Source organism: Variovorax sp. J22P240, assembly GCF_030316855.1.
Lineage (GTDB): Bacteria > Pseudomonadota > Gammaproteobacteria > Burkholderiales > Burkholderiaceae_C > Variovorax.
On sequence record NZ_JASZYR010000007.1, the window covers coordinates 73810 to 100064 of the forward strand.

Genomic DNA, 26255 nt, shown 5'->3' on the forward strand with positions numbered 1-26255 from the left:
GTTTGCAGGAGGATGTCGATGTCAACTACCTCTTCGAGACGCTCGGCCCTTGCCGCAGTCGCTCTCATCGTCATCGTTGCCGGCTTGCTGATCTACGCCTACCAGCAGGGAGTGTTCAGCCGCCGGGACCACCTCTACGTGGCGGCGCCCGACGCAGCCGGAATCTTTGAGGGCATGCGGGTGACGACCCGTGGCGTGGTGATCGGGCGCGTTCGCAGCATCGCACTGCCCCCGGCGCAGTCCAGTGACGAGGGCGCACGGATCGAATTGAGCATCCGCCTGGAACACATGGCGCAGATACCGAAGGGAACGCAAGCGAGACTGGTTCGCGAGCACCTGATCGGCAAGCCAGCGATCGACCTGGTGCCCCCGCCCGGCGGCGCGCAACCGGTGGATTCGGGCGAAGTGCTGGCGCTCGAGCGCGTCAAGCTTGGCGACCAGATCGCACAGGAACTTCAGACCGCGCTCATGCCGGTGATCGCCGATGCGCGCGAGCTAACAGAGAGCCTGAAGGACCCGCAGGGCCCCTTCCAGCAGACGCTGAAGGCGGGCCAGGACCTTGCATCGAAGATGCCCGCCATCGTCGAGAAGACCGACCAGGTGATCGAGCAGACGCGAGAGACCGTCAAGACCGTCGAGAGCGGCGCCGTGGCGACGCTGGACAAGGCCGGCCGCGCGATTGGGGTCGTGCAGGAGGCCGCGCCGGCGGTGATGGAGAAGATGCAACAGGCGGCGGCAACCTCGCAAGAGGCCAGCGCCGACGTGCAGGCCATGGTGGCGCTGGCAGCCGAAAGACTGCCCGGCGTGCTCGACCAGGTACAGGCCGCGGCGACGCAGACCAACCAGATGGTGAGCAATGCGCGGCAGACCTGGCCGATCAGCATGTTGACCGGCACTTCCACCACGCCGCAGTCGCTGCCGATCGACAGCATCGGCGGGTTGCCGCTGCCGGGAGAGGCGCAATGAGCCGCGCGCGCCGATGGATCGCTTGTGGCCTGTGGGTCGTGGGAGCGGGTCTGCTCGGGGCTTGCTCGACGCCGGTCGTGCGCTCCGCGGCGGACGTCCGGGCCCAGGGCTACAACACGCAGGGAATGGACCGCTTCAAGGCGGCCGACCTGCCACGAGCGCTGGTGTTGTTCCAGCAAGCGCTCGAAGTCGGCCAGTCGATCGAGGACGACGATGCCATCGCAGCCACGCGTCTGAACCTGGCCATGGTCTATCTCGGCATGGGTCGACAGGACGAGGCCCTCAAGCAACTGGACCTGGTGATGGACGAGCGCCGCCTCGCGTTCAGCGCAGACCGACGCGCCGAAGCCGCATTGCGGCGCGCCTTGGCTGTCCAGGCAAGCGATCGTGAAAGCGCAGAACGATCGCTCGACCGGGCTGTCGAGCTTTGCGGTGGCCATTGCAGCGTGAGGGGAAAGATCCTCAATCTGAAGGCCTATGTGGCGCTGGACGCGGGACGTGCCGAGGAAGCATTGCGACTCGCGCAGCAAGCCCATGGCGCGTTGGACAAACAGGATTCGCTGGAAAGGGCCAACGCGCTGCGGTTGCAGTCGAGCAGCTACATCGCCTTGAAGACGCCAACTGCCGCGATGCCCCTGCTTCACGAAGCTTTGAAGATCGACAAGGCCGCGGGGGCGAGCGAGAAGATCTATCAGGATCTGCTGCTCCTGGGCCAGGCGTCCATGGACAAGCCAGAGCTTGCCAAGGACTACTGGATGCGGGCTCACGACGTGGCGGTGGCGGCGAAGAACGAAGCGGGATCCCGGCGCACCGCGAGATTGCTGGCAGCCCCCACGCCCTAGCCCAAGGGGCGCGGCCTAGCGGCCGCGTTCTTTCAACCCGGAGTGCAAAGCCTGGGGTTAGTACCGGGTGTCCCAACGGGGTAAATGCATGTCACCCCTGGTCAATTGGCTCGCGCCTCTCCTCGGAACAATGAGCGCCTGATCTGAACTTCCCTGGAGACACACATGCACTTCTTCGACGACTCCCTTCTGCCTGAAAACCAGCAAAAGCTGGTGATCCAGGTCGCCCCCTATGGACCCCAATGGGCCGCCGGCGACTCCGACGACATCCCTGTCACGATGGACCAGCAGGTGCAAAAGGCAGTGGACTGCTGGAACGCCGGCGCCACCGTGCTGCACGTGCACGTTCGCGAAGACGACGGCAAGGGCAGCAAGCGCCTGTCCAAGTTCAACGAGATGCTGGCGCGCCTGCGAGAAGCGGTGCCCCAGATGATCCTGCAGGTCGGCGGCTCGATCTCCTTCGCCCCCGAGAGCGAAGGCCAGGCGGCCAAGTGGATGAGCGACGACACGCGCCACATGCTGGCCGAGCTCGATCCGAGGCCCGAGCAGGTCACGGTGGCGATCAACACCCAGCAGATGAACGTGATGGAGCTGATGACCGCGGCCGACGTGGCGGGCACCTCGCTGGCCAACCCGGTGGTGCAGGCGGCCTACCGCGACATGATCGTGCCGTCCAACCCGTCCTGGCACGAGGAGCACATCCGTCGCCTGGTGGCCAAGGGCATCCAGCCGCACTTCATGCTGGGCAACCTGACGGGCCTGGAAAGCCTTCTGCGCATGGTGCGCCGCGGCGTCTACAGCGGCCCGTTGAACATCAACTACGTGGCCATTGGCGGCGGCTCGGCCGGTCTGCATCCGGCCGACATGCTGGAGTTCGCACGGCGCACGCCCGACGGCGCGGTGCTCACGCTGGAGACGCTGAACCGCCACATCTACCCGATGAACACGATGGCCATCGCGCTGGGCATGCATGTGCGCGTGGGCATTGAGGACACGCTGTTCGGGCCCCACGCCGAGCGCATGACCTCCGTGCAGCAGATCGAGATGGTGGTGCGCCAGGCGCGCGAGTTGCGCCGTGAAGTGGCAAATGGCGCAGAGGCGCGCAGCATCTTTGGCATCGGCCAGAACTGGGGCGGCGTCGACGAGACGCTGGTGCGCCTAGGCATGCCGCCCAACCGCGCCCCGGGCCAGCGCGGCGTGCCCGTGCGCGTCACGGCCTGAACCGCCCCCTCGAACCTAGGAGATAACGTGACCCTGATCACACATCTGGGCCGCGCGCTGCGCCATGGCTCATTGCTGGCTGGCGCCGCGCTAGCACTCGCCGCACCCTCTGCATGGGCGCAGGCCTTTCCACAGAAGACCGTGCGCCTGCTCGTTACTGCGCCGGCAGGTGGCACCTCCGACATGGTGGCACGCATGATCGCCGAGGGGCTGACGCCGTTGCTGGGCCAGCCGGTGATCGTCGAGAACAAGCCTGGTGCCCTGGGCGGCATCGCGATGCAAGATCTGCTGTCGTCGCCGCACGATGGACACACCCTGATCGTCGCACCCAACGCCCTGGTCAGCGAGGTGCCGCACACACTCAAGCCCAAGTACGACCCGTTCAAGGACATCCAGCCCCTCGCCGAACTGGCGCGCAGTGGCCTCGTGCTGGTCAGCAACCCGTCGCTGCCCGCGAAGAACCTGAACGAACTCATCGCCTATGTGAAGACCAGCCCCGGCAAGATCAGCTATGCGTCATACAGCGCCGGCACGCTGTCGCATGTCCTGGGCCTGCAGATGGCCAAGGTTGCGAACCTCGACATGACCCATGTGGGCTACAAGGGGTCGCCGCCCGCCTTGGTGGACGTGATGGGCGGACATGTGCCGCTCATGTTCGATGGCGTCGCAACTTCCCTGCCGATGATCAAGAGTGGCAAGCTCAAGGCCTATGCGGTCAGCACGCCAAAGCGCTTGAGCGTCCTGCCTGACGTTCCGACCTTCACCGAACTGGGTTTCCCGCAGCTCGAGGCGACCGGATGGATCGGGCTGTTTGCAGCGTCCGACATACCTCCGGCAGCGCAGCAGAGGATTCGGGAAGCGACGCTCAAGGTGCTGCAGCAGCCCCAACTGCGCGAGCGCTTCAAGGACCTCGGTCAGGAGACCGGCCAGCCGCTGACGTCCAGTGAGATGTCTGCAGGCTTGCGCAGCGATTCCGCGCGCGTTGGCGAGGTGCTGCGCTCGGTCAACTACAAGCCGGAGTGAGCGGCCTTCGGAATGCCGCACCGCATTGTCTCGAGAGGGAAATTCGGTGCCCCCATCCGTCAATCAGCGTTTGCCCAGCGCGCGGACACTGCCTTCACGCGATGTTCCGAGCTTCGTGCCTGAGCGCGCTCGACAAAAGTTCTTCCACCCGACTTCCTGCCGAGAGCCAATCCCATGAATGCATCTCTGACCCTGACGGGCTGGCGCAAGCCCGCCCGCACGAACTTCAACGGCATCCTGGTGTCGGTGGTGGTGGCGGTGGCCGCCATCTCGCTGGCCGAGCACTATCACGTCTCGTCGATGCTGTTCGCCTTGCTGCTGGGCATGGCACTGAACTTTCTGTCGACCGAAGGCCGCTGTGTGCCGGGCATCCAGTTCTCCGCAAGCACGCTGCTGCGCATCGGCGTGGCGCTCCTGGGCGTGCGCATCACGTTCGGGCAGATCACGGCGCTCGGCGCAATGCCGGTCGCGATGGCGGTGCTCTCGGTGGCGCTGACGATCTGCTTCGGCGTCGGGCTGGCGCGCCTGATGGGCTACCGGAGCCGGTTCGGCGTGCTGACGGGCGGCGCGGTAGGCATCTGCGGCGCCTCGGCGGCGATGGCAATCGCCGCGGTCATCCCCGTTCGTGCGGACGACAAGCTGAAGGAGCGCGCCACCATCTTCACGATCATCGGCGTGAGCACGCTCTCGACGCTGGCGATGGTGCTCTATCCGATGATCACCAGCCTGCTCGGCCTGGGCGGCCAGGAGGCGGGAGTCTTCCTGGGCGGCACGATCCACGATGTGGCGCAGGTGGTCGGCGCTGGCTACGGAATGTCCAAGGAGACCGGCGATGTCGCGACCATCGTCAAGCTGTTGCGCGTTGCGATGCTGCTGCCGGTAATCCTGGTGATCACCTTGTCCTACCGCAAGCAGCACGTCGCCGGGCCGGGCGGCGCACCCAAGCCGCCGCTTCTTCCGTGGTTCGTGGTGGCCTTCGCAGTGATCGTCGTCCTCAACAGCGTCGGCCTGATCTCCGCGGTCCTGCAGCAGGCGTTGCAGACGCTCTCGACCTGGCTGCTGGTGGTCTCGATGGCCGCGATCGGAATGAAATCGCACCTGAAGGATCTTGCCACCGTGGGCCTCAAGCCGATCGTGCTGATGGTGAGCGAGACGGCATTCCTGGCGATCCTGGTCGCCATGTTCCTTGTCCTGGCCCGCTGAGTTCCCTGGAGGACAATGGTCATGGTCAGGTCCGGGCGTCCGAACGGCGCCGCCGTCCGGCAACCTCTCCGAACTGCTGCTTGTACCAGCGCGAGAAAGCGCTGAGCGCCGAGAAACCCAGCAACTCCGCCACCTGCGACAGCGGGCGCGTGCAGTCCTCGAGGTAGTGCGCGGCCATCTCGCGTCGGACCGTGGTCACCACTTCGGTAAACGTCGTGCCCTCGCGCACCAGACGCCGATGCACGGTGCGCCGGTCGACGCCGAGTTGTTGCGCCACCTGGTCGATCGAGCACTCCCCCGAGGACAGCAGCACGAGCAGGATGTGGCGAACGCTGTCGACCATGTCCATTCGACCCGATCCGGTGGTGGCTTCGAGTAACTGCCGGGCATAGCGCGCCATCACGGGGTCGGCCATCGGGTTCGCTGCATCCATGTCGCGCGTGGTGCAGACCAGCCCGTTGAAGTCCTGCCCGAAGGCGACGACGTAGCCGAAAAGGCGAATGTGCAGGCCGGGGTCCCGCGGCGGTGCGTGGGTGAAACACACCCGAATCGGACTCCAGTCGGGGCCGAGGAAGTACTTGAGGTTGCGGAACATGACGCCGATGAGAAGCTCGGTCGCCTGCCGCGAGGAGCCCTCCTGGCCAATGAGCAACTCTTCGCGGATCACCGCGACGCCTTCGGCCTCTTCGAGCTTCGCGTAGACCGACTCATTGAGCAAATGGCTGTAGCGCAGCATCGCCCGTACCACGCGCCGCACCGTCGGCTCTTCCCGCGCCACCAGCGCCACGACCCCGAGGTTCGACAGGTGGCGTGTCTCGACCATGCGCAGTCCGAAGTTGTCCATTCCGCTGGCGTTCGCCGAAGTCTCCAGCAGGCGCCGCACTGCATCGCTCGGAATTTTCAGATCGGGATCGTGCAGGCAGGCCGGGTTGAGGCCCACCTCGGCGAGCAGGGCCAGCGGATCGAGGCCAGCCTCACGCGCAATCTCAGCGTAGTTGGTCAGGCTGGCGCTGCGAACGAGATTCATCGTCATGGCTAGGGTACGTGGCGTCCCCAAAGGTTAAACGTGTGTCACCGCTGGTCAATCAGCACAAGTCCTCTGCCGGAACAATCAGTATTCGAACCAGCCACAGGCGTGAGCGCCGCCGCGGCACAACATCAGACAAGACTTATGCAACAGCACGAAAACGCCCCGTCGACCACCCCGGTCTGCGATCACATGCGCAGCACCGGCAACTGGAATCCCGACTGGGATACCTTTGCCATGCTCGATGCGCAATGGACCGAGAAATTCATGGCCATGGGCGTCGCGCCCATGGTGTCGGGCGTGCTCGACGCCAAGACCGTCGAATTCCTCGCGATCGCCGTCGACGCGTCATGCACCCACATGTACGGGCCGGGCGTGCGCCGCCACATCCGCAGGGCGCTCGAACTGGGTGCCACGAAGGAAGAGATCAACGCGGTGCTGCAGTGCGTGAGCGTACTGGGCATCCACACGATGAGCCTGGGCGCACCGATCCTGCTCGAAGAAATTGCCTCACACGCGAAGCGCAACGGCACACCGCGATGAGCCAGACCGATTCCATTGCAGACCCCTGCATCAGCATCTGCCGAATGGATCAGGACGGGAAGTTTTGCCAGGGATGCAAGAGGACCGCGCTGGAGATCGGCGCCTGGCCGCGGATGACCGAGCGGCAGAAGACCGAAGCGCTCGCTTCGATCGAACTGCGCATGCCATTTGAACGACAGCCAACACCCTGAAAAAGACGGAGACAAGAATGCACCCGAACCTCATCACCGCTACGCCGTCGGCGTACACCTACCCGTTGCTCATCAAGCAATTGCTGGCCAACTCTCTGAGCCTGCACGGCGATCAGGAGATCACCTATCGCGGCGACATGCGCTACAGCTTCCGCGACTTTCGCCCGGTCGGCCAACGACGGCTATCGGCGAGTTTGACGAACAGGTAGTCCCGGCCATCATCAGTCAGTCGCTGGCGCCTCTGTTACGGCCGGTCTCTCTCGCAAAGCGGTACTTGACCGACAAGGCCCACGCCCAGATCCAATGACGCAGATCCTGGCGAAGGTCTCGCGCGTGTTGCGGCGCCAGACATCCCGCTTGCCGTCATACGAGCCCATAACGCTTGAGCGTTTCCGTCAGGTTGAGCAAGTCGGCCGTCATGGCTCCTTCTTCGATGGCCCGGCGCTGCCCAGCCTCTTTATCCTCGCGCGCCAAGCTGCTTGCGACCGCCGATTCGACTTCGTCTTTCGGGACCACCACCAGACCGTCGCGGTCGCCGACGATGATGTCGCCGGAATGGATGAGCACGTCGCCGATAGTGATGGAAACGTTGATCTTTCCGGGTTGATTCTTGCCGGTTCCCTTGATCGACAAGCCGCGGCAAAACACGGGAAAACCCAGTTCGATGATGAGGTTGGCGTCGCGCACGCAGCCATTGATGACAAGGCCGGCGATGCCAACCTTCTGGGCCTGGATCGTGAGGACGTCGCCCCAGGGCCCGGCTTCCATGAACCCCTTGGCATCGACCACGAGCACGTCGCCCGGCTTCGCCTTCTGCACCGCATAGTGCAGCATCAGGTTATCCGCTGGCCGGCAGTCGACGGTGAAGGCGGGGCCGGCGAGACGCATTGTCGGATCGATGGGCTTCATGCCGTGGTCGAGCGCGCCCTTGGCGCCTTGCGCCTCATAGACGGTCGCTGCGCCGAGGTCGCGCAGCTGAGTGATTTGTTCGGACGTAGCCAAGCGATCTCCAGCAAAGTATTGGGATGGATGGGCGCACCGGCTGCGCAAGCGCAGCCGGTGCAAAAGTGGGTACCGATCAGTCGACCTTTGCACCAGATCGTTTCACCAGCGATTCCCAGTAAGGAAGTTCCTTGGCGATGAACTGGTTGAACTGCTCGGCACTTCCCGCGACGTCTCGGGAGCCCATGTCGGCGAGACTCTTCGACACTTCCGGGCTCTTCAGGACTTTGACCAGGTCGCGGTTCAAGCGCTCGGTCAGCGCCGCCGGTGTCTTGGCAGGCGCGAAGATGCCGTACCAGTTCTCGACCACGAAGTTGCCATAACCGAGTTCCTTCATCGTGGGCACATTCGGAAGATTCTTTGAGCGCGCGCTGCCGGTCGTCGCAAGCGCCCGGATGCGCCCGCCGCCGCTCAACTGCGAAGCGATTGCAGTGGTCGTTTCAAATGCAACCGGCACCTGTCCTGCAATCACGTCTTGAAGCGCCGGCCCCTGGCCACGGTATGGAATGTGGGTCATATCCAACGTCATCTCGAGCTTGAGCATTTCCCCCATCAGATGTTGCGGGCTACCGCTTCCGCCGGAGGCAAAGCTGTACTTCCCGGGCGCAGCCTTGATCGCCGCACTGAGTTGGTCGACCGTCTTCGCAGGCTCGGCAGCATCCACATAGAGCACTAGTGGAACGGATGCCACCTCGACGATCGGCACGAGCGACTTCACCGGATCGAGACGCAGCTTGTAAAGGTTGCGATTGATGACGATCCCGGTGTTGTTGCCCAGCAGGAGTGTGCAACCGTCCGGCGCAGCGCCTGAAACGAACTCGGTGCCAATGTTGCTGCTCGCGCCGCCCTTGTTGTCCACGATGACTGTGGAGCCGAGTTCCTTCGCCAAGCCGGGCGCGACCAACCTCGCAAGGATGTCTGTCGTGCCTCCGGGCGGATAGGGCGACACGAGCTTCACCACCTTGCAGGGGTACGCTTCTTGCGCCAGGGCGCCGCAGGCGGCCGCAGCCGCCGCCAGACCCAATGAGGCTGAGCGAAAGTACTTGATTGTTGTGTTCATGAGTTGTCTCCGGTTCGGTTGCTTGATGTCGCCGTGAGCGCCAGTCGCTCAGGCCGTGAGGGTCGTCGCCGACCGCTGCAGCGTGTGATAGCCATACTTCTTCCGGGCCTCGGCCAATGGCATGCCAGCTAGCGCGGCGTCCAGGATCTGTGCCTCGACGACTCGCGTTTCAAGGGCCTTGGTCAGCACTTCCTGCATGCGCAGGCGAGGTACCACCACGACGCCGTCGGCGTCGCCGATTACCAGGTCGCCCTGACACACGCGAACGTCACCCAGCATCACCGGTTGCTCGTAAGCCTCGACCTGGACACGATCCTTCCCGGTACGCATGAACTGGCCGCAGGCATAAAGCGGGTAGCCCGCTTCGTCGGCCTCTGCTGTGTCGCGGCAGACCCCGTTGACGACGGTGCCACCGATGCGCTTCTGCGCGGCCAACTGGCTCAGGATGCCACCCCAAACGGTGCAATCCAGCCGGCCTCCGTTGTCCATCACCGCGACACTGTCTGGCTCCAGTCGGTCGATGAAATCGCCCACGGTGCCTGGTTGAGAGTGGTCGATCGCAGCGAAGCGAACCGTGAAGGCCTGTCCAAAGATTTGGGCCGGTCCCGCGACCGGCCGAATGCCCAAGGCGCTACCGGGCAAATTGAAGAAGTCGAGAGCATCGGATACCTCAGCTGTCGACAGCGATCGGGCCTGGGAGAGCCATTGCGGCTCGTTCACATCGGAAGTCAAGTTTGTCTCCAAGGGTTGGGAAGGAACAAACCCGATGTTCAGTGAACGAAAGCAGTAACACAACCAACCTCTTTTGACATTAAGATCAATATTTATGAACTTGAAGTCGTTGCGGTACTTTTGCGAGGTGGTCGATGCCAACAGTGCGAACTTGGCTGCCAGTCGACTGCACGTGGTGCCCACGGCGGTGAGCATGCAGATCGCGCAGCTTGAGGGCCTGCTTGGAGGCAAGCTGTTCGACCGATCTACGCGCCCAATGAAGCTGACGCCACTCGGGCGATTTCTTTATCCGAAAGCCAGGCTTCTGCTGTCGGACTCGCAGCGCATGCTGGAAGAGGCGAAAGACCTATCGCTGGGCCGATCCGGATGGCTGAGCATCGGCTTCACGCGCTCCACGATCTTTTCGGTGTTGCCAAATGCCGTGCGCAGCTTGAGCGCGAGCGCGCCGAAAGTGCGAATCGATCTCACCGAAATCCTCACGGAACATCAGGGCGAAGCATTGCGTAGTGGATTGATCCACGTCGGGCTGGCCCGTACGATTGGCCCCTTCAGCGGCGAGGAAGACCTGGAGTGCGTTCCCTTGTTCACCGACCAGTTGCTGGTGGCGTTGCCATCAGAGAACACGCTCGCTCGACGCAAGATCCTCAAGCCGAGGGACCTAGGCCAGATGCCCTTCATAAGCTACCCCAAGGACCCCAACAGCAGGTTTGCAAGGCACACAATTCAGGCGCTGGAACAGGGCGGTGTCAAACCTCGCGTGGCCTATGAAGCGAAGGAGATCCACACGGCGTTGTGCCTCGTGGCTGCCGGACTGGGGTTTGCGCTGGTCGGCAAGTCGGTGGCGGACAACAATCGGAGCGATGTCCGCTTTCTTCCCCTCAGCGGTGTCAAGACGACAGCGAACGTCTTCGCGATTCACCTGAAAGGTGCCCGGCACCAACTAGTCGATGCATTTCTCGACATCGTGCTGCTGCAGTCGCTGGCAAGGTAGCAGCGGCTGTAGCGCCAGATGGACGAAGCAAGAGCGTGCAACGCCGCAGTCTTTTGCAGCGATCGCGGGCGTTTGATGTTGCGCTTCTGCGTTGACTAGCAGGTTTCAGGGTTGCAAGCCAGGTCGGCCGATGCTGTTGGCTGGCATCAGCAGGTGATCCGCCATCATCCGAGCTGCAGCCGACAACTGCCTTGAAGCACTGTAGCCCAGCAGCAGTTGGCGCTGCGCCCAAGAATCGATCAGGCGCACTGCCTTGAGCCCGCGCGGGCCCGGCGTTTCCTTGCACGCTGCCAACGGGAGTACGCCCACCCCGAGCTGGGCGGCAATCATCTGGCACATCGCGTCGAAGCTGCGCACCTGCACGCGCATTCGCAGCGGCCTTCCAGACTCCGCGGCGGCGCGGGATGTCAGTTCCAGGAGCGAGCTTCCACGGTTCAGCCCGACGAAATCGTGGTCCAGGCAATCGGCGAAAGCCACTTTCCTGGCCTTGGCCAACGGATGCGCGCGGGGGCACAGCAACACCAGTTCATCGTTGCGAAACGGCGCGAGCGTGAGGCCATCGGCCGGCGTGCCTTCGGCAAACACGCCGATGTCGGCCAGGCCGTCCAGCAGAGCGCGAACGATGTCCCCGCTCAACTGCTCTTCGACGTCGACACGTATCCCCGGCTGGTGCGCCATGAAATCTGACAACGCCTCCGGCAGGAACTCGGTCAGCGCAGACATGTTGGCCCACAGTCGCACGTGCCCGCGATAGCCCTCGGCGTAGTCCGCCAGCTCGCTGCTGAACAGCTCGAAGCCCTGGAACAGCCGCATCGCATGCTGTGCGGCCGCATGACCCGCTGGCGTCACGCTCACGCCCTGCACGCTTCGCTCGAGTAGCTGTGCGCCAGTGGCCGCCTCGAAGTCGCTGAGGCGTCTGCTCGCGGCCGACAATGCAAGATGGCATTGCGCGGCGCCCTTGGTGATGCTGCCGGTTTGCACCACGGCACAGAACAGCCGCAGCGTCACGAAGTCGACCCGCGCGGGGTTGATTGAGCTCTTCACCATGCCGGTCTCCTTGTGGGCTTCGCAGAACGCGAAGGATACGTGCCGACATGGCAATTCCTCCTGGGCGCCCTTGAACTCTAAATTCAGGTCTCGACAGCTCACGAAAGCAAAGAGACATGAATGCACTGGAAGGCCTCAAGGTCCTCGAACTGGGACAACTCATCGCCGGACCCTTCGCCGGCAAGACGCTGGCCGAGTTCGGCGCCGACGTCATCAAAGTCGAGCCCTCCGGCGTCGGCGATCCACTGCGCAGGTGGCGCCTGCTGCGCGACGGTACCTCCGTATGGTGGGAGGTGCAGTCACGCAACAAGCGCTCGGTATGCCTGGACCTCCGAAGTCCGGAGGGTCAGGACGCCGTGCGAGCGCTGGCGATCGAGGCCGACGTCCTCATCGAGAACTTCAAGCCCGGCACGCTGGAAGGCTGGGGACTGGGCTGGGAGCAGCTTCATGCGCTCAATCCGCGGCTGATCATGTTGCGCATCTCCGGCTACGGCCAGACCGGACCCTACCGCGACAAGCCCGGATTCGGCGTGCTCGGCGAAGCGATGGGCGGCCTGCGCCATCTGACTGGGGAGCCCGGCCGCGTGCCGGTGCGCGTCGGGGTTTCGATCGGCGACACGCTTGCGGCGCTGCACGGCGTGATCGGCGTGCTGACAGCCCTGCACCACCGCACGGCCCACGGGGGCGAGGGCCAGTTCATCGACGTGGCGCTCTACGAATCGGTCTTCAACGTCATGGAAAGCCTGGTGCCCGAGCACGACGCTTTCGGCGCCGTGCGTGAACGCGCCGGCAGCGCATTGCCGGGCATCGCGCCCACCAACGCCTATCAGTGCAACGATGGTCAATACGTGCTGGTGGCCGGCAACGGCGACAGCATCTTTCGCAGGCTGATGCGCGCCATCGACCGCGAGGACCTCGAGACCGACCCGGACCTGACCCACAACGACGGCCGCGTGCGCCGCGTGGAAGAGATCGACGTCGCGATCGAAGCGTGGACGCGGGAACGCAGCCGCGACGAGGTGCTGGCCGTGCTCGATGGCGCCGGCGTTCCGGTCGGTCGCATCTACTCGATCGCCGACATCGCCACCGACCCGCAGTACCTGGCCCGCGAAATGATCGTCGAGTCGTCGACCTCCGACGGGCGGACGCTCAAGGTGCCGGGCGTCGTGCCCAAGCTCAGCGCGACCCCGGGCGCCATCGCCCATGCGGCGCCCCGCCTGGGGCAGCACACCGTAGACCTGCAGCGCGGCGGCTGGCCTGCGCGCTCGGCCTGACCCAAGGAGCAAAAACCATGAACCACGGCAACAACCAGCGGCTCTTCATCAACGAAGTCGCCACCCGGGACGGCTTCCAGATGGAGCCTCACTTCATCCCGACTGACGACAAGATCGCGTTGATCGACCGGCTCGGCACGCTGGGCTACTCGAAGATCGAGGTGACCTCCTTCACGTCGCCAAAGGCCATCCCGGCGCTGCGCGACGGCGAGGAAGTCATGGCGCGCATTGCCCGCAAGCCGGGCGTGGTCTACACCGCGCTGGTGCCGAACCTGCGCGGCGCGGAGCGAGCGCTCGACGTCCGTATCGACGAGTTCAACATCGTCATGTCGACCAGCGAGACACACAACCTGAGCAACCTGCGAATGACGCGCGAGCGATCGTTCGCGCAGTTAGGCGAAGTGATCGCATTGGCGCGCGGCGCGGTCGTGCCGGTGAACGTGTCGCTGTCGTGTGTGTTCGGCTGCCCGATGGAAGGCGAAGTGCCGCAAGAAACGGTGCTCGGCTGGATCGACCGTTTCGCCGAACTGGCGGTCAAGGGCATCACCCTGTGCGACACGACGGGCATGGCCTACCCCACCCAGGTTCAATCACTGTGCGGGGCGGCGATGACGCGTCATCCCCAACTGGAATTCACGGCGCACTTCCATAACACCCGGGCGATGGGCCTGGTGAACAGCGTGGCGGCGGTGGAAGCCGGCATCCGGCGCTTCGACATGTCGCTGGGCGGCATCGGCGGATGCCCCTACGCGCCAGGCGCTACGGGCAACGTCGCGACCGAGGACGTCGTGCACATGCTCCAGTGCATGGGCTACGACACTGGAATGGATCTCGACGGCCTGATCGGCGCCGCGGCGCAGGTCGCTCACCTCGTGCGGCACGACCTGTCGAGCCAGTTGCCGAGAGCCGGCCATCGCCTGACCAAGCATCAGCCCCCTGCGGACTTCGCCGAGATCGTCGCCCGCGCGGCTGCAAGGCAAAGCGCAAAGGGCAGCGCAAAGGAGACCCTGGCGTGATCGACCATCTCGACCATTTGGTGCTCACCACCGCCGACGAGCAAGCATGCGTCGCCTTCTACGTCGAAGGATTGGGCATGACGCTCGAATCATTCGGCGAGGGACGCAAGGCGTTCCGCTTCGGCAACCAGAAGATCAACCTGCACGTCAAAGGCAAGGAGTTCGAGCCGAAGGCGCACCTGCCGGTGCCGGGTGCGCTGGACCTGTGCTTCATCGCCAGCCTGCCGCTGGACGACGTGATCGCGACCCTGAAGCACAAGGGCCTCGCGATCATCGAAGGGCCTGTGATGCGCACCGGTGCGGTGTCGCGCATTCGCTCCGTGTACTTGCGCGATCCGGACCTGAACCTGATCGAGATCTCCGAGGTGGTGTCATGAAGGTGGTCTTTCTGGACGCGGCGACGCTGCCTCAGGCCCTCGCCTTCGATGACGGCCTGGGCATCGACTACCACCCCTACGACACGACTTCGCCCGCGGAAGTCGGCGAGCGCATCGCCGGCGCGACGGTGGTCATCACCAACAAGATCCGGCTTGACGGCGGGCCGCTTCGGGCCGCGCGGCGCTTGCGACTCGTGGCCGTCGCTGCAGCCGGCACGGACAACATCGATGTCGAGGCGGCCGAAGCTCTGGGTATCCGCGTGCAGAACGTCCCCGACTATGGAAGCGAGTCCGTCGCCGAGCACGCGATTGCCACGCTGTTCGCCTTGCGCCGCGAGATCGTGACGTACGCCGCCGCGGCGCGGGACGGTCGATGGACGGCATCCCGCCACTTCTGCTGGACCGGACCTCGCATCCGCGACCTCGGTGGCTCGCGCTTCGGCATCGTCGGCCGCGGCCGCATCGGCGAGGCGGCTGCAAGACTCGCGCGTGGCGTCGGCATGACCGTGCACTTTGCACAGACACCCGGGACGGCGTGCAAGGACGACGAACTCCCGCTCGACGACATCCTGTCGCAGTCCGATGCAATCACGCTTCACGTGCCTTTGACGCCAGGCACGAAGGGGTTGATCAACGCCGAATCGCTGGCGCGGATGAAACCCGACGCGGTGCTCATCAACACCGGCCGCGGCGCGCTGGTCGACCCCGCCGCGCTGGCCGACGCGCTTCGCAGTGGCTCGATTGCGGGTGCGGCCATCGACGTGCTGGAAGTGGAGCCGCCGGCATCGGGGCACCCACTGATCGACGGCAACGTTCCCAACCTCCTGCTGACGCCGCACGTCGCCTGGGCCAGCGACCGCGCTCAGGCCCGGCTGGCCACTCGCCTGCAGGAACTCGTGACGCAACAGGCCCGCCTTTCCTCAACACGACATCCACCGGAGACAAACCCATGAATACCGCTTACCTCGCTTCGCTTGCCGCAATCGCCTCATCGATCTGCGCCTCTCCAGCACAAGCCGACACCTATCCATCCAAGCCGATCACCATTGTCGTTCCGAGTGCTGCGGCCGGTTCGACGGACATCATGGCCCGCATGATTGGCGATCAGTTGGGCAAGGCGCTGGGCCAGTCGGTCATCGTCGATAACAAGCCCGGCGCAAGCGGCAACATCGGCACCGAGGCGGTCGCGCGCGCCGCACCTGACGGCTACACACTGCTCATGCAGTACTCCGGCTATCACGTCGGCAACCCGGCGCTGTTCCCGCAGATCCGCTGGAAGACGAGCGACTTCGCGCCGATCGCGCTGGTCATGCGGGCGCCACACGTGATCGCAGTGAGCGGCACGCTGCCGGCCACGAACCTCAAGGAGTTGATCTCCAGCGGTCAGAAGAACGGCAAGGGGCTTTTCTTTGCGTCGTCGGGCAATGGCTCGATCCAGCACATCGCCGGCGAGATGTTCGCGCGACAGGCCAAGGTGCAGGCCGCGCATGTTCCCTACAAGGGTGCCGGTCCGGTCGTGACCGACCTGATCAGCGGGCAGGTCGACATGTTCATCACCACCCCGCCTTCGGTCATCGGGCAGGTGCAGGCCGGCAAGATCAAGGCGATGGCCTATGCCGGACCCAAGCGCCATCCGTCGATGCCGACGGTACCCACAACCGCCGAAGCGGGGCTGCCCGGGTACGAGGTCGAGTCGTGGTTCGCCTTGTTTGCGCCTGCCAAGACGCCTCCTGAAATCGTCGCGCGCCTCACCGCTCAGGTCAAGACCATCGTCGAAAGCGAGACCTTCAGGAAGAAGGTCGAAGACCAGGGCGCCTTCGCGGCCTACATGGACCCGCCGGCCCTTGGCAAATTCGTCGACCAGGAAACAGCCCTTTGGGCGAAGGTGATTAAGGACGGAAACATCAAGCCGGACTGAGCCACACTTTGACGAGACCCGAAAGATGAAGAGGTAAATAATCTTGCTTCGGAATCGCCAACCGAGCGGTCCTTCGCTTCGCGCTGACCTACGACTTTGATCGGCCACGAGCGGCCCTTGGCGAACGGCAGCTCCCGGGCAGTTCACGCACACGGTTGCGAGTCCAAAGGTGGCGCTGGTCGAGCGATGAAGCTCCCCACTCCTTGGGATGCGCGATTCGCAGCAGTGATGCTAGATTGCCCGCTTGAGTCGCTCAGACGTCCACCGCAAGGGGATCCGATCCATGGCCTACACGCGTCTTTGTCGCAGCGGCAGCTTGTCCACCTGCGGCACCGCTTCCCGAGCACCGTGCGCCAGGTGCGCCACAGCAAGCGCGCCGCTGCAGGTTGCGCAGTATTCCGGCGCCAGACTCGCCGGCGTGGCGACGCAGCATCTCGCGGCGGCGCTGAGTTGGGCGTCGCTTTGCAGCAGGGGCACTAGGTGACCATGTCCGCCGTCCCCATCGCCGTCGCGTTCCACAGCCTCTTCTGCTTCCACGGCTCTGACGAGAGCGATTCCGAACCATATCTGTGGTGCATCGGCTTCTCGCTGGGCGGGCGCAACATCACCCACGCGCCAGACGCGCCGCGGCTCAGCGGCTCGCCCGAATTCTTCTTCTCGCCCGGCAGCCATGGCAGCATCGGCGGCCCGATGGGCATCGGCGCGAACCGCATCATCCCCCCCTCGGTGGGGCGCTTCAACACGACGCTGGAGCCTATCGTGCTCAACGCGGCGGGCCGCACGATAGAAGTGCCGGGCACGGTGGGCCTCATCGGCATCCTGCTCGAGGAGGACGCCACGTCCGATGAAGGCGCCGATGCAGCCCATGCGGCGATCAACGAGCTCGTGCGCATCGAGATGCAGGAGGCCCTCGACGACATCAGCATGGCCGGCGTCGGTGCAGAGGTCCTGCAGGCCATGGCCGCCGGCAAATCGCCCGAGGCCGCCGCGAGCGCGATCTTCGAGGGGCGCGTCGACCGACTGGTCCAGCGCATCCAGCGCTATGCGCGCTCCACCGCGGTCGACGCGATCGTCTCCAAGCTCAGTTTCCCCGGCGCGATCGTCGAAGGCGCAGACCCGGACGAGTTCCTGGGCGTGAGCGTCAACATCTTCAACCTAGCCGATCTCGACCAGACCACGCATACCCAACGTCGCGAGATCGCCGACCGCATCACGCAGCCCGAGGTCCACCCCGAGGCCTCGGACTTCAACTACAACATCCATGGCGAGGCTTGGCGCCGCGTCGAGAAGTTCACGACGCCGATCACCGACCAGGTGCCGCCGGGGCGCCGGCAGGTCACCGGCATCAACCGCCAGGGACGCCCGCCCAGGCTCTTCATCGCGCACCTGGGCGGGCGCTTTGCGGACGGATCGCCCTGGCTGTTGACCCGCGGTCAGGTGATGAACATGCTGAGCGCGAAAACGCACACCTTCTTCGTGCGCGGCGAGTCGGGCGCAGAGGCCGACGTAATCATCCAGCCCGACCCGTTCAATCCGCAGTTCCCGTCTGTCACCACGGTGGCCGACAACGACCCGAGCAACAACCTGGGCCGGCTGCCGCAGTGCCCGCTGGCGATCGACCATCTGCGTCCGGCCGACTGAGCGCGCGCGGCGCGCGCTCAACTCCATCTCACCGCGACCCACAGGCCTCCAGCGTGCGGTCGGTGAAGCAGCTAAGCGAGCTCGGCTCCTGAGGTATGTATGGACGGCGGTCGCAAATCGGTGAGCAGGTCGAACGTCCGGTGCTGGCCAACAACCGTACGATGTGGCCGACGGCTCGAACTGAAGCGCCGAGATCGACCACTTTAGGCCGTACGCGCGATTGCTACCGGGGCGATGCGGATGCTGCTGGGCGCGGCGCTGAGCTGCGGCCGTTCAGTTGAGAAACACCGTGTCGCCCGCTGGCTGTGGCGGGATTTTTATGGCGATGGCCTTGACCGGACCGCTGGTCACCACGCTGCCGCCGTGCGCCGTGCCCTTGGGGATGACGATCAAGGTCCCCGGCTTGAAATCCTTGCGCTCGCCGCCCAGCCACATCGCTCCGCTTCCCTCGATGATGTACTGAAGCTCGTCCGTCTTCGGGTGCATGTGCTTTCCCACATTGCCGGACTGGATGCCGACCGTGGCGTTGTCCGTGGCGACCAAGCCCTTGGCGTTCATCTCGGCATTTGGCGTGGTAGGAAGATCGCCGTGATTCAGAGCCATCAGGTCGATCACGACCGGCGCCAACGGAGTCGATTGAGCGTGCGCCTGCGACATCGCGTGGCGCGCCAGCGGCGACATGGCGACGCCGGCAACGAAGGAAGTGATGATGGCAAAGCCGAGGGTGGTCGCGGTGTAGCGCATGGAGAGAGACGGCCGTGATTCAGTACGTTTACGCAAACGAGACAGCGTTCGACGTCTTCGTTCCAGGCCAGCAACCGCCAAGCGGCTCGGCTGCGCTCGTACGACCAGCCCCTAGTGGCACAGGCTCGGCAGTAAGTTTCCGCGGTCCTGCGGTCAGTGCGGATGGCGCCATCGGCCAATGCGCGTAAAACATTGCCGCCATTCGCACACGATACCTCGCGCCGTCGAAGATCGGCGCGCTGCTCGCCACACAACTTGAACAACGGTCGGCCTCGCATACTTTGCCGTGGTGCTTCGAGCCTGGGGCGTAAAGAAAATCCGACGCAGCTCACACCGCGCCGGATCTGAACCCGACCAAGGGGCCCGGGGAGGAGTTCCAACTCGCCATTTCACTTTATCCGGGTCGCGACCGGAAATCTGTTCGAAAAGGTGTTTCTTGGGGTCGACCGGGTCCCGCTACATGTGAGCCCCGTCGGTCCCGAAATCTGGTCATCCATAGCAATGAACCCGGCGAGTAGCTGGACATCCCGGAACCTTGGTGCCTTGGACGATGCGTCGTGTGAGTGCTGTGCCAGCGATCTAAAGGAGCATTGAAATGAAGCTCGGGAGCGCGGGAGTCGATGCCAAGAAGATGGAGGCGGGCCATTGGGGCGGCCCACGCGAACCCGGTCGCTGACAACGGCACGAAGGAAGGTCAGCCAAAGAACCGGAGAGTGGAGATTGAAGTATTTGGGTTGGGAAAATGAGGATGCGTGCGGGCCCAGGTGTTCACCGAGAACCTTCGCTGAACTTCGGTTCGACGCTCTGCATCTTTCGGGGACGCCACTTCGCCGAGGCAGGTGTTTCCGCGATGTCGTGTGGTCGGCGACGAAGGCGGGCTTCGTATTCGCGCGCGGTCGTCCGCAAAGGGTGCTCGGCTGGAGGATGTCGTGCACACCGGCATGGAGACTCGAATGACCAGTGACCCGGCTCGGCCCCTTGTGAGGCCTGTTTGCTTCACGACAGGGGTGCAAGCGCAGTGCCAAGCCCGCTTGCCATTGCTTGTCGCAGTAGACGCCAGTCGAGTGGTTGACATTCAAGGTGGACTACCCCGAAGCCGACGGTCGTGTACTTCCGTTCATGGCCGGGACCGCGAGTTCGCAGCTGCTTCACAAAGCGGCCTGTCGAATGTCCATCATGGCAGGCCGTTGTCCGCAGCCGCTGCATTCTGTTGAAAAACTCGCTGGAATTCTGGCTCGACTCGATTATGTTGATCGCATCTTCTTGACGGCTCGCCACTGCCAAGCAGCCGAAGGCACCGAAAAGTGGTCGTGTGCGCGGAGTGCACATCTTGCCACGGGATCCATGGCCCTGGGCTCAGAGGTGAATCGGGAACACCATTCTTGGACCGCCACTACGTCCCGGAATCCTCTCTGCGCGGAGGGTAGACGCCGGCCAGGCGGGCGATCAGGATCGCAAGGAAGAGGCCCCCTACAAGCTGCTCGAGCACGCACAGCCCGCGCGCGTACCGCTGTACCGGTACGGCGTCCCCGAAGCCGGTGCTGGTCAGCACGGTGAAACTGAAATAGAGCAAGTCGCCGATCGGCGGCGAAATGACGGCACCGCCGAACGCGAACGACCCCGGCTGAATATGGTTCGCCATCGCGTAGAGATACGCCCACAGCGCGCCGAGCATGAGGTAGGCCGCCGCGGCGCCGTAGAGCTTGTCTGCCGTCATGACGTCATGCTGAAAGACGTAGCGCAGCAGGTATCCGATCGTTGCCGCGTAGAGCGCGGCGCCGAACATCCAGGAGTGCAGGAGAAACCGCGAGTCGCTTCCGTCTATTGCGAGCAGCTGAAATACCAGGGCCGGCGTCGCCAGGAGAAGCGCGATCACGAACGACAGCTGGGTGCGCCCTATCGCGGCGACCGCTGCGATCACGACGAGGAGGTTGCCGCCGTTCAGCATGATCCGTCCGCGCGGCGTGGGCTCGAGCAGCAGCATCGCCATGATGAGCGCGAGCATCGCGACGAAGAGATAGAAGCAGCGCTGGTAGAACACCTGCGCGAGAGTCGTGCGCGCCCGGCCGATTGTCATTTCCCTGCCCCTAGGAGCCCATGACAGAGGGCGAACGCGTTTCGCCGCGGCGCCCTCCCCAAGCCATAGCAGCCGTCTCCGTGGCGGCTCCAGCTGATCGCCAGCCGATCAAGCCAACGGATTCACGTCGGTCGCTGTCGAGTGATCCTCATCTCTGCAGATCACTCAAGCTCGCGCACCCTTAGCCCGGCTGCTCGCCCGTGGCGCGGATATCCACTCGGCGGTTCGGCTCGAAGCAGGCAATGAGCGCAGTGCGGTTCCTGGCCTTGCCCTGGGCCCTGCAATCGGCTTCTGTGATCTTGAGCTCCGAGAAACCGCGGCCTTCGGTCGTGATGATGTTGGCCGGCACGCCTTGGGCGACCAGGTAGTCGCGCACGGAGTTGGCCCGTGCCACGGACAGGCGCTGGTTGAACTCGGCGCTGCCGATCGGATCGGTGTGCCCGACGATGGAGATCGCGCGCAGCCGGATGCCCGAGGCCTTGAGCTCCGCGAGCGTGTTGTCGATGCGGGTGCGGCCGGTAGGCGTCAAGTCCGACTTGGCGAACGCGAACGTGCCGTCGGCTTTGAGCTCGAAGGCGCGCGCCGCTGGCGGTGGCGGTGGGGGCGGTGGTATCGCCGCCCGCGGGGCGGGCGGCGGCGCCGCCTGCGCCACTTGGGGGGCGGGCCCGAAGGGGATCTGCAGGCCCACCGAGAACAGCCAGTCGTTCATGCTCGAGCGGCTATTGAGCCTGGTGTTGTTGGCGCTGTCGACATAGCGATAGCGTGCGTCGGCCACCAAGCGGCCCCAGGAGGAAAACGGCCAGACGATGCCGAGGCCCGCGTTCGCCATGAAACTCGTGTGGCTGTCGCTGCCGAAAAGGGTCTCCACCTTGTTGTCGATGGCGCCGATGCCGCCCACCAGGTACGGATGCACGCTGTTCGATTGCCAGCGGTTGATGCCCTGGCGGCCCAGGAAGAACCATTGCGCGTCGAGCGTGCCGCTCAGGTTCTTGAACTTGTCGTTGCTGTTGAAGACGCCGAAGGCGGTGCCGTACTTGCTGTCGAGCTCCTCGTACATGGCGCGCAGCTCGATGTTCCAGTTCGGGCTGATCGGCTTGCCGATCGCCACGCCCCCGCCCCAGCCGCTTTTGGCACCGCGGTCGCCGTCCGGGTCGACATAGGCGCCGAAGGGCGTGATGTACCACCGGTTGTCGTAGTACTGGTCCGCTGCGAAAGTGGTCTGCGCAAGGCAGGCACCATACGGGAGAGCAATCGCGCAGCAAGCTGCGAAGGTGCGACGATCAAACATGGAAGCCTCCTCACGGAGTTTTTGGAGGTGGTCAGTGTTTGTGTGACTTTCGATCGAGGCCAATATGCCGAAGGACAGATGGGCAAGCCGCGAAATCGGCGTATGCGCCTGACGTAGGCGCCGAGCAAGTGATGTATCAACGGCTGTCGTCGTACTGCCCGGCGGTGAACGTGGTCCGGGCGGACAGGCCGCCATACGGGAGCGGAAACGAGGAAGTGGCAAGCCGCGAGCGGCGGTCGAACCTGGAACCTCCTCGCAGCCTGGGCAAGTTTCGGGGGTCGGTCTACCGGTGGGCGCAATAGCGTTCAGTTTCAATTGATACAGCCTTTGGGTTGCGCGAGTTGCGCTTCAGCAACGACGGTTGAGTTCCACAGCGAGGCTACGTGGAGAAAGGCACCGGGAAAGCGATAAGCGGCAGGCGTGGTGCGCGCCGATGTCTTAAGTAGAAGACGTCGCGCGCCCTCGGAATGACGTCAAACGACTCCAAGACTTGCTTTGACTGACAAACGTCAATGCGCAGATTTGCGAGGGTAAGACAATTGCTGTCCGCGCGCCTTTTCGCCCAAACAAGCGTCAAGTGCGTCTCACTGCTCCTCTTCGAGATCGTCGTGACACCTCCAGATGACCGCTTTCTAAATCAAAAGAAAAGGAGAATTCAAATGGTCGAAAGATATGGACCTTGGAACCGGACCACCGGCTTGTTGTTCGCAGCCGTGCTCCTGACGCTTTCGAGCGTTGCCCTGGCCACCGATCAGTCGCAGCAACGCCAACACGGCAGGAGCGCCAATCAGGCCGCCAAACAGGACGCCCGCTCGGACAAGGTGGATTGCCGGGCCGAAAACCAGAAGAGTAACGCCGCGTGCCGGCAGGAGAAGCGCAACACGAAGCAAGACGGTCGACAGGAAAAGCGAGACATCAAGTACTGACGGATTGCCGATCTCATGACCAAATCCCGGCGCTTCCTCGTGACATGCATCTCGACGGTCTTCGTGACGGCCGTCGCTGCGGGCCAAGATCCGGGATCGCCTTGTCGACCCCGCGATCTCGCATTCGATGACAAGAGCGCGGCCTGGACGCATGTACCTCTGTCCAAGATGAAGCGTGACACGGTGTACGAGGTGGTTCACGAGGGCGACCGCTCGGCGGTGCTGCGCGCCACCGCAGACCGATCAGCCTCGCTTTTCGTGGCGCGGCTTCAGCCTTCGCTGCGCCCGCCCATGACCCTCGGCTGGGATTGGAAGGCCGACGCATTGATTGCTGGCGCTGACAACCGCGACAAGGACCGGGAGGACGCGCCACTGCGTGTGCTGGTGGCCTTCGACGGCGATGTTGCCAGCCTGCCCGATGCGGAGCGAAAAAGATTCAGTCGAGCGAAGAATCTGGCCCGCCGCGAGATGCCTTATGCGGTGCTGATGTACATCTGGACCGATCACGTCCCGGTGGGCACATGGATCTCCTCTGCGCACACGAGCCAAGTCAAGATGCTTGTCGTCTCCTCAGGGGCAGGCGACCTAGGCCGCTGGCAATCGGTGCAGCGCAATCTTTCCGACGACTACAAGAAGGCCTATGGCGCCGAACCGGGCCCAGTGTTGGCTGTAGCCGTGATGACCGACACGGACAACACCGGCACCATGGCGGTGGGAAGCTACTCAAGCATCCGCATCGATTGCGAGAGCCGCTGATTCTTATGTCGCGGGCTCTTGGCGTACCGATCCAGCAGGCGGATCTAATTCCCGTGGATTGACGGACGTCAATGTGGCGGTCACAAAGATGCCGACAATCCCGGCGTGGCTCGCCACATCCAGAAAGGAAGTCTCATGAAGCTCCTGACATCGCTCACGGCCTCGGTGGTGCTCGGCACGTTATTGCCTCTCGCCATCTCGAAGGACCAATCAGGCACTGAGATCACCGCTTCGACCAAGCCCGGTACAGGAACCATCAAGGAACTGGTCAAGGCCACTGGCGTCGTCGAGGCCATCGATCTTCAGACGCGCCATGTAACCATCAAGGATGCGAACGGCAAGCTGATTCCGCTGGCCGTCGGCCCGGAGGCGCGCAACCTCGAACACGTCAAGGTCGGCGACCGGGTCACGGTCCGCTACGCACAGGCCTTGACGCTTACGCTGGTGAAGGACGGCAATGAAATACGCAGCAGGGTCGATTCACCGGTGACCGGCAGCAGGACCGCGAAAGGCGAACGCCCGGGCGGGTCGATGGGCAGGCAAGTCGAAGTCACTGCGAATGTGGTCGCCGTGAACCGAAAGACCAAGATGGTCACGCTGCGCGGGACGGAATATGAGGTCGACCTGAAAGTGCGGGATGCAGATCAACTGAAGATGATCAAGGTCGGCGATCAAGTGCACGCGACCTACACCGAAGCAGTGGCGCTTTCGATCGACTGACGAGCGGCATCAGCGTGTGACCGGCGTCGGGCAGGCCGCTCATCCCCCAAGGAGTACAAATGAACCCCGGAAGACTCGCAGCCTCCGTACTCGCGCTGGTGCTGACGGCACCCGTCGTCGCACAAACCGCGCCGGCCCCTGCTGCCCCGCCCGCCGGCAATACCGTCGACCCGGCGTCAATCCAGGCTCTCAAGGACATGGGCGCCTACCTGCAGACGCTGGATCGCTTCCGGACATCGACGTCGCTGACGGCCGAACGAGTGCTGAGCGACGGCCAAAAGCTGATGCACACCGCATCGGCTACGGTCGAGGCAGCGCGTCCGAACAGGTTACGCGCCCGCATGTGGAGCGTTCGCTCCGAGCGCGAAATCCTCTATGACGGCAAGACGGTCACGCTGTACGCGCCCGCTCAAAAGTACTACTCGACCGTTGAGTTCTCCGAGCCCAACAGCGTACTCGTCGAGAAGCTCGAGGAGCAGTACGGCGTCGAGATCCCGATGTCCGATCTGTTCACGTGGGGCACCCCCGCGGCGCCGGTCGACAAGATCGAGTCGGCCATGAATGCCGGGCAGGACATCATCGGAAACAGTCTCTGCGACCACTACGCGTTTCGCCAGGGCGACTTCGATTGGCAGGTCTGGATCACGACCGGCGGCAAACCTTTGCCGCGCAAGCTCGTGATCACCAATCGACGTGACGACGCGCGCCCGCAATCGATCAGTGTCATCGACTGGAATGTGGACCCGTCGTTCAATGAAGCGACGTTCAAGTTCAGGCCACCGAAGGGTGCGACCCGCATCGAAATTGTCCCGGTCAAGTCCAGGTAGAGGAGCGGCGACCATGAAGCGATCATTCAGCAGGATGCTTGCGGCTCCCGCGGGCCTACTGGTTCTCGTGAGTTTCGCGCTAATCCCGGCGGCCGAGGCAGCGCGGGACGGTGGCGGCGGAGGGAGGGGAGGTGGAGGAGGTGGAGGCGCTCGCGCAAGCGCGGGCGGAGGTGGAGGTGGAGGTGCCCGCGCGAATGCAGCAGGAGGCGGCGGCGCTCGCGCCGGTGGCGCTGGCGCTGCATCGTCTGGCGGAGGCAGGCAGGCTGCGCAGGGTGCGCAGGTCAACAATAGCAGGGCCGACGTGCGGACCAATGATGTCCGCAGCACCAGCGTGAACAATGTCAACAGCAATCGCAGTGCCAACGTCAACGCCAATCGCAACACCAACGTCAACGCCAATCGGAACGTCAACGTCAATGTCAGCGGCAACAATAATTGCTGCGGTGGCGGGTGGGACAATGACTACCACCCTGTAGCGGGTGCGATGGCCGTCGGGGCCGCTGTCGCGGTGACCTCGGCAGTGGTAGGCTCCGTCGTGCGCTCTGTACCGGCCAACTGCGTCCCCGTCAACTACGGCGGCATGGTGTACCAGCAATGCGGCAGTCAATGGTATCAGCCGAAGGGGGCTGAATTCGTGGTGGTGAATCCGCCCTATTGAGCTTCCCAGCACGCAGGAAGGCATGCCTAGGAGCGCGAGGCACGAAAAGTACGATCGCCTGATCGACGCCTGAAAGGCGCTGCCGCCCACCCCGACGGCCGTGGTGCATCCCTGTGACCGAAGTTCACTCGAAGGCATGCGGGAGGCGATGAGGCTGGGCTTGATCGCACCGATCCTCATCGGTC

At 64.0% G+C, this 26255-nt stretch carries 28 protein-coding genes; 20 read left to right on the top strand and 8 right to left on the bottom strand.

Annotated elements, in window-relative coordinates:
- Positions 1-18: 18 nt before the first annotated feature.
- From QTI24_RS18580 to QTI24_RS18600, 5 genes are all read left to right on the top strand, one after another.
- Complete coding sequence (locus QTI24_RS18580) at positions 19-966, top strand: MlaD family protein (protein WP_286602436.1); 948 nt, start codon at positions 19-21, stop codon at positions 964-966.
- On the top strand, positions 963-1808 hold the full coding sequence (locus QTI24_RS18585) for a tetratricopeptide repeat protein (protein ID WP_286602438.1): 846 nt from the start codon (positions 963-965) through the stop codon (positions 1806-1808). Before QTI24_RS18580 ends, QTI24_RS18585 begins: the two co-directional genes overlap by 4 nt.
- Positions 1809-1973: 165 nt before the next feature.
- The gene (locus QTI24_RS18590; RefSeq protein ID WP_286602439.1) at positions 1974-3029 is read left to right on the top strand and encodes a beta-keto acid cleavage family enzyme; all 1056 of its coding nucleotides are present in this window, start codon (positions 1974-1976) and stop codon (positions 3027-3029) included.
- A gap of 27 nt (positions 3030-3056) precedes the next feature.
- Positions 3057-4052, top strand: coding sequence for a tripartite tricarboxylate transporter substrate binding protein (locus tag QTI24_RS18595; RefSeq protein WP_286602441.1), 996 nt, complete (start codon positions 3057-3059; stop codon positions 4050-4052).
- 174 nt (positions 4053-4226) lie between these two features.
- Positions 4227-5255, top strand: coding sequence for a YeiH family protein (locus QTI24_RS18600; RefSeq protein ID WP_286602443.1), 1029 nt, complete (start codon positions 4227-4229; stop codon positions 5253-5255).
- Positions 5256-5280: 25 nt separating this feature from the next.
- On the opposite strand, the gene QTI24_RS18605 is transcribed toward QTI24_RS18600, so the two are convergent.
- Positions 5281-6288, bottom strand: a complete 1008-nt coding sequence (locus QTI24_RS18605; protein WP_286602445.1) for an AraC family transcriptional regulator — start codon at positions 6286-6288, stop codon at positions 5281-5283.
- A 138-nt stretch (positions 6289-6426) separates the two neighbouring features.
- On the opposite strand from QTI24_RS18605, the gene QTI24_RS18610 reads away from it, so the two are divergent.
- From QTI24_RS18610 to QTI24_RS18620, 3 genes are read left to right on the top strand one after another with little or no spacing between them, the layout of a single operon-like run.
- Positions 6427-6825, top strand: a complete 399-nt coding sequence (locus tag QTI24_RS18610; RefSeq protein ID WP_286602447.1) for a carboxymuconolactone decarboxylase family protein — start codon at positions 6427-6429, stop codon at positions 6823-6825.
- Positions 6822-7016 (top strand): DUF1289 domain-containing protein, encoded by a 195-nt coding sequence (locus tag QTI24_RS18615; protein ID WP_286602449.1) that lies wholly within the window; start codon positions 6822-6824, stop codon positions 7014-7016. The genes QTI24_RS18610 and QTI24_RS18615 overlap by 4 nt, the downstream gene beginning before the upstream one ends.
- Before the next feature lie 17 nt (positions 7017-7033).
- Positions 7034-7225 carry a hypothetical protein gene (locus QTI24_RS18620; RefSeq protein ID WP_286602671.1) on the top strand — a complete coding sequence of 64 codons (192 nt, stop codon included), beginning with the start codon at positions 7034-7036 and terminating at the stop codon, positions 7223-7225.
- Positions 7226-7379: 154 nt separating this feature from the next.
- Here the strand turns inward: QTI24_RS18620 and QTI24_RS18625 are convergent, their stop codons facing one another.
- The 3 genes from QTI24_RS18625 to QTI24_RS18635 form a co-directional block, all read right to left on the bottom strand.
- Entirely contained in the window at positions 7380-8018 is a 639-nt protein-coding gene (locus QTI24_RS18625; RefSeq protein WP_286602662.1) for a 4-carboxy-4-hydroxy-2-oxoadipate aldolase/oxaloacetate decarboxylase, read from the bottom strand.
- Between the two features lie 76 nt (positions 8019-8094).
- Positions 8095-8979 carry a Bug family tripartite tricarboxylate transporter substrate binding protein gene (locus QTI24_RS18630; RefSeq protein WP_286602451.1) on the bottom strand — a complete coding sequence of 295 codons (885 nt, stop codon included), beginning with the start codon at positions 8977-8979 and terminating at the stop codon, positions 8095-8097.
- Between the two features lie 147 nt (positions 8980-9126).
- Positions 9127-10005, bottom strand: a complete 879-nt coding sequence (locus QTI24_RS18635) for an RraA family protein (RefSeq protein WP_353506098.1) — start codon at positions 10003-10005, stop codon at positions 9127-9129.
- Here QTI24_RS18635 and QTI24_RS18640 point away from each other — a divergent pair.
- On the top strand, positions 9905-10801 hold the full coding sequence (locus QTI24_RS18640) for a LysR family transcriptional regulator (protein ID WP_286602455.1): 897 nt from the start codon (positions 9905-9907) through the stop codon (positions 10799-10801). The genes QTI24_RS18635 and QTI24_RS18640 overlap by 101 nt on opposite strands.
- Before the next feature lie 105 nt (positions 10802-10906).
- Here the strand turns inward: QTI24_RS18640 and QTI24_RS18645 are convergent, their stop codons facing one another.
- Complete coding sequence (locus tag QTI24_RS18645; protein ID WP_286602458.1) at positions 10907-11848, bottom strand: LysR family transcriptional regulator; 942 nt, start codon at positions 11846-11848, stop codon at positions 10907-10909.
- Between the two features lie 116 nt (positions 11849-11964).
- On the opposite strand from QTI24_RS18645, the gene QTI24_RS18650 reads away from it, so the two are divergent.
- The 6 genes from QTI24_RS18650 to QTI24_RS18675 all read left to right on the top strand — a co-directional run bounded on the left by QTI24_RS18650 (position 11965) and on the right by QTI24_RS18675 (position 18074).
- Positions 11965-13122 carry a CaiB/BaiF CoA transferase family protein gene (locus tag QTI24_RS18650; protein WP_286602459.1) on the top strand — a complete coding sequence of 386 codons (1158 nt, stop codon included), beginning with the start codon at positions 11965-11967 and terminating at the stop codon, positions 13120-13122.
- A gap of 17 nt (positions 13123-13139) precedes the next feature.
- Positions 13140-14138: a hydroxymethylglutaryl-CoA lyase gene (locus tag QTI24_RS18655; protein ID WP_286602461.1), complete on the top strand. Its 999-nt coding sequence runs from the start codon at positions 13140-13142 to the stop codon at positions 14136-14138.
- A complete protein-coding gene (locus tag QTI24_RS18660; protein ID WP_286602462.1) occupies positions 14135-14515 on the top strand; it encodes a VOC family protein in 381 nt (126 codons plus the stop codon). The genes QTI24_RS18655 and QTI24_RS18660 overlap by 4 nt, the downstream gene beginning before the upstream one ends.
- Positions 14512-15468 carry an NAD(P)-dependent oxidoreductase gene (locus QTI24_RS18665; protein WP_286602463.1) on the top strand — a complete coding sequence of 319 codons (957 nt, stop codon included), beginning with the start codon at positions 14512-14514 and terminating at the stop codon, positions 15466-15468. The genes QTI24_RS18660 and QTI24_RS18665 overlap by 4 nt, the downstream gene beginning before the upstream one ends.
- The gene (locus QTI24_RS18670; RefSeq protein WP_286602465.1) at positions 15465-16433 is read left to right on the top strand and encodes a Bug family tripartite tricarboxylate transporter substrate binding protein; all 969 of its coding nucleotides are present in this window, start codon (positions 15465-15467) and stop codon (positions 16431-16433) included. Before QTI24_RS18665 ends, QTI24_RS18670 begins: the two co-directional genes overlap by 4 nt.
- A 486-nt stretch (positions 16434-16919) precedes the next feature.
- The gene (locus tag QTI24_RS18675; RefSeq protein ID WP_286602466.1) at positions 16920-18074 is read left to right on the top strand and encodes a hypothetical protein; all 1155 of its coding nucleotides are present in this window, start codon (positions 16920-16922) and stop codon (positions 18072-18074) included.
- 273 nt (positions 18075-18347) lie between these two features.
- Here the strand turns inward: QTI24_RS18675 and QTI24_RS18680 are convergent, their stop codons facing one another.
- From QTI24_RS18680 to QTI24_RS18690, 3 genes are all read right to left on the bottom strand, one after another.
- The gene (locus QTI24_RS18680; RefSeq protein ID WP_286602468.1) at positions 18348-18899 is read right to left on the bottom strand and encodes a cupin domain-containing protein; all 552 of its coding nucleotides are present in this window, start codon (positions 18897-18899) and stop codon (positions 18348-18350) included.
- Between the two features lie 1312 nt (positions 18900-20211).
- Positions 20212-20859, bottom strand: a complete 648-nt coding sequence (locus QTI24_RS18685) for an ion channel (RefSeq protein ID WP_286602469.1) — start codon at positions 20857-20859, stop codon at positions 20212-20214.
- 217 nt (positions 20860-21076) lie between these two features.
- Entirely contained in the window at positions 21077-22183 is a 1107-nt protein-coding gene (locus QTI24_RS18690; RefSeq protein WP_286602470.1) for an OmpA family protein, read from the bottom strand.
- Positions 22184-22722: 539 nt separating this feature from the next.
- Here QTI24_RS18690 and QTI24_RS18695 point away from each other — a divergent pair.
- From QTI24_RS18695 to QTI24_RS31640, 5 genes are all read left to right on the top strand, one after another.
- Positions 22723-23109, top strand: a complete 387-nt coding sequence (locus QTI24_RS18695) for a hypothetical protein (RefSeq protein WP_353506099.1) — start codon at positions 22723-22725, stop codon at positions 23107-23109.
- Between the two features lie 15 nt (positions 23110-23124).
- On the top strand, positions 23125-23865 hold the full coding sequence (locus QTI24_RS18700) for a DUF3047 domain-containing protein (protein ID WP_286602472.1): 741 nt from the start codon (positions 23125-23127) through the stop codon (positions 23863-23865).
- Positions 23866-24000: 135 nt separating this feature from the next.
- Positions 24001-24585, top strand: a complete 585-nt coding sequence (locus QTI24_RS18705) for a hypothetical protein (RefSeq protein ID WP_286602474.1) — start codon at positions 24001-24003, stop codon at positions 24583-24585.
- 59 nt (positions 24586-24644) lie between these two features.
- A complete protein-coding gene (locus QTI24_RS18710) occupies positions 24645-25412 on the top strand; it encodes a DUF2092 domain-containing protein (RefSeq protein WP_286602476.1) in 768 nt (255 codons plus the stop codon).
- Positions 25413-25743: 331 nt separating this feature from the next.
- Positions 25744-26070 (top strand): hypothetical protein, encoded by a 327-nt coding sequence (locus tag QTI24_RS31640; protein WP_503011280.1) that lies wholly within the window; start codon positions 25744-25746, stop codon positions 26068-26070.
- Positions 26071-26255: the final 185 nt, after the last annotated feature.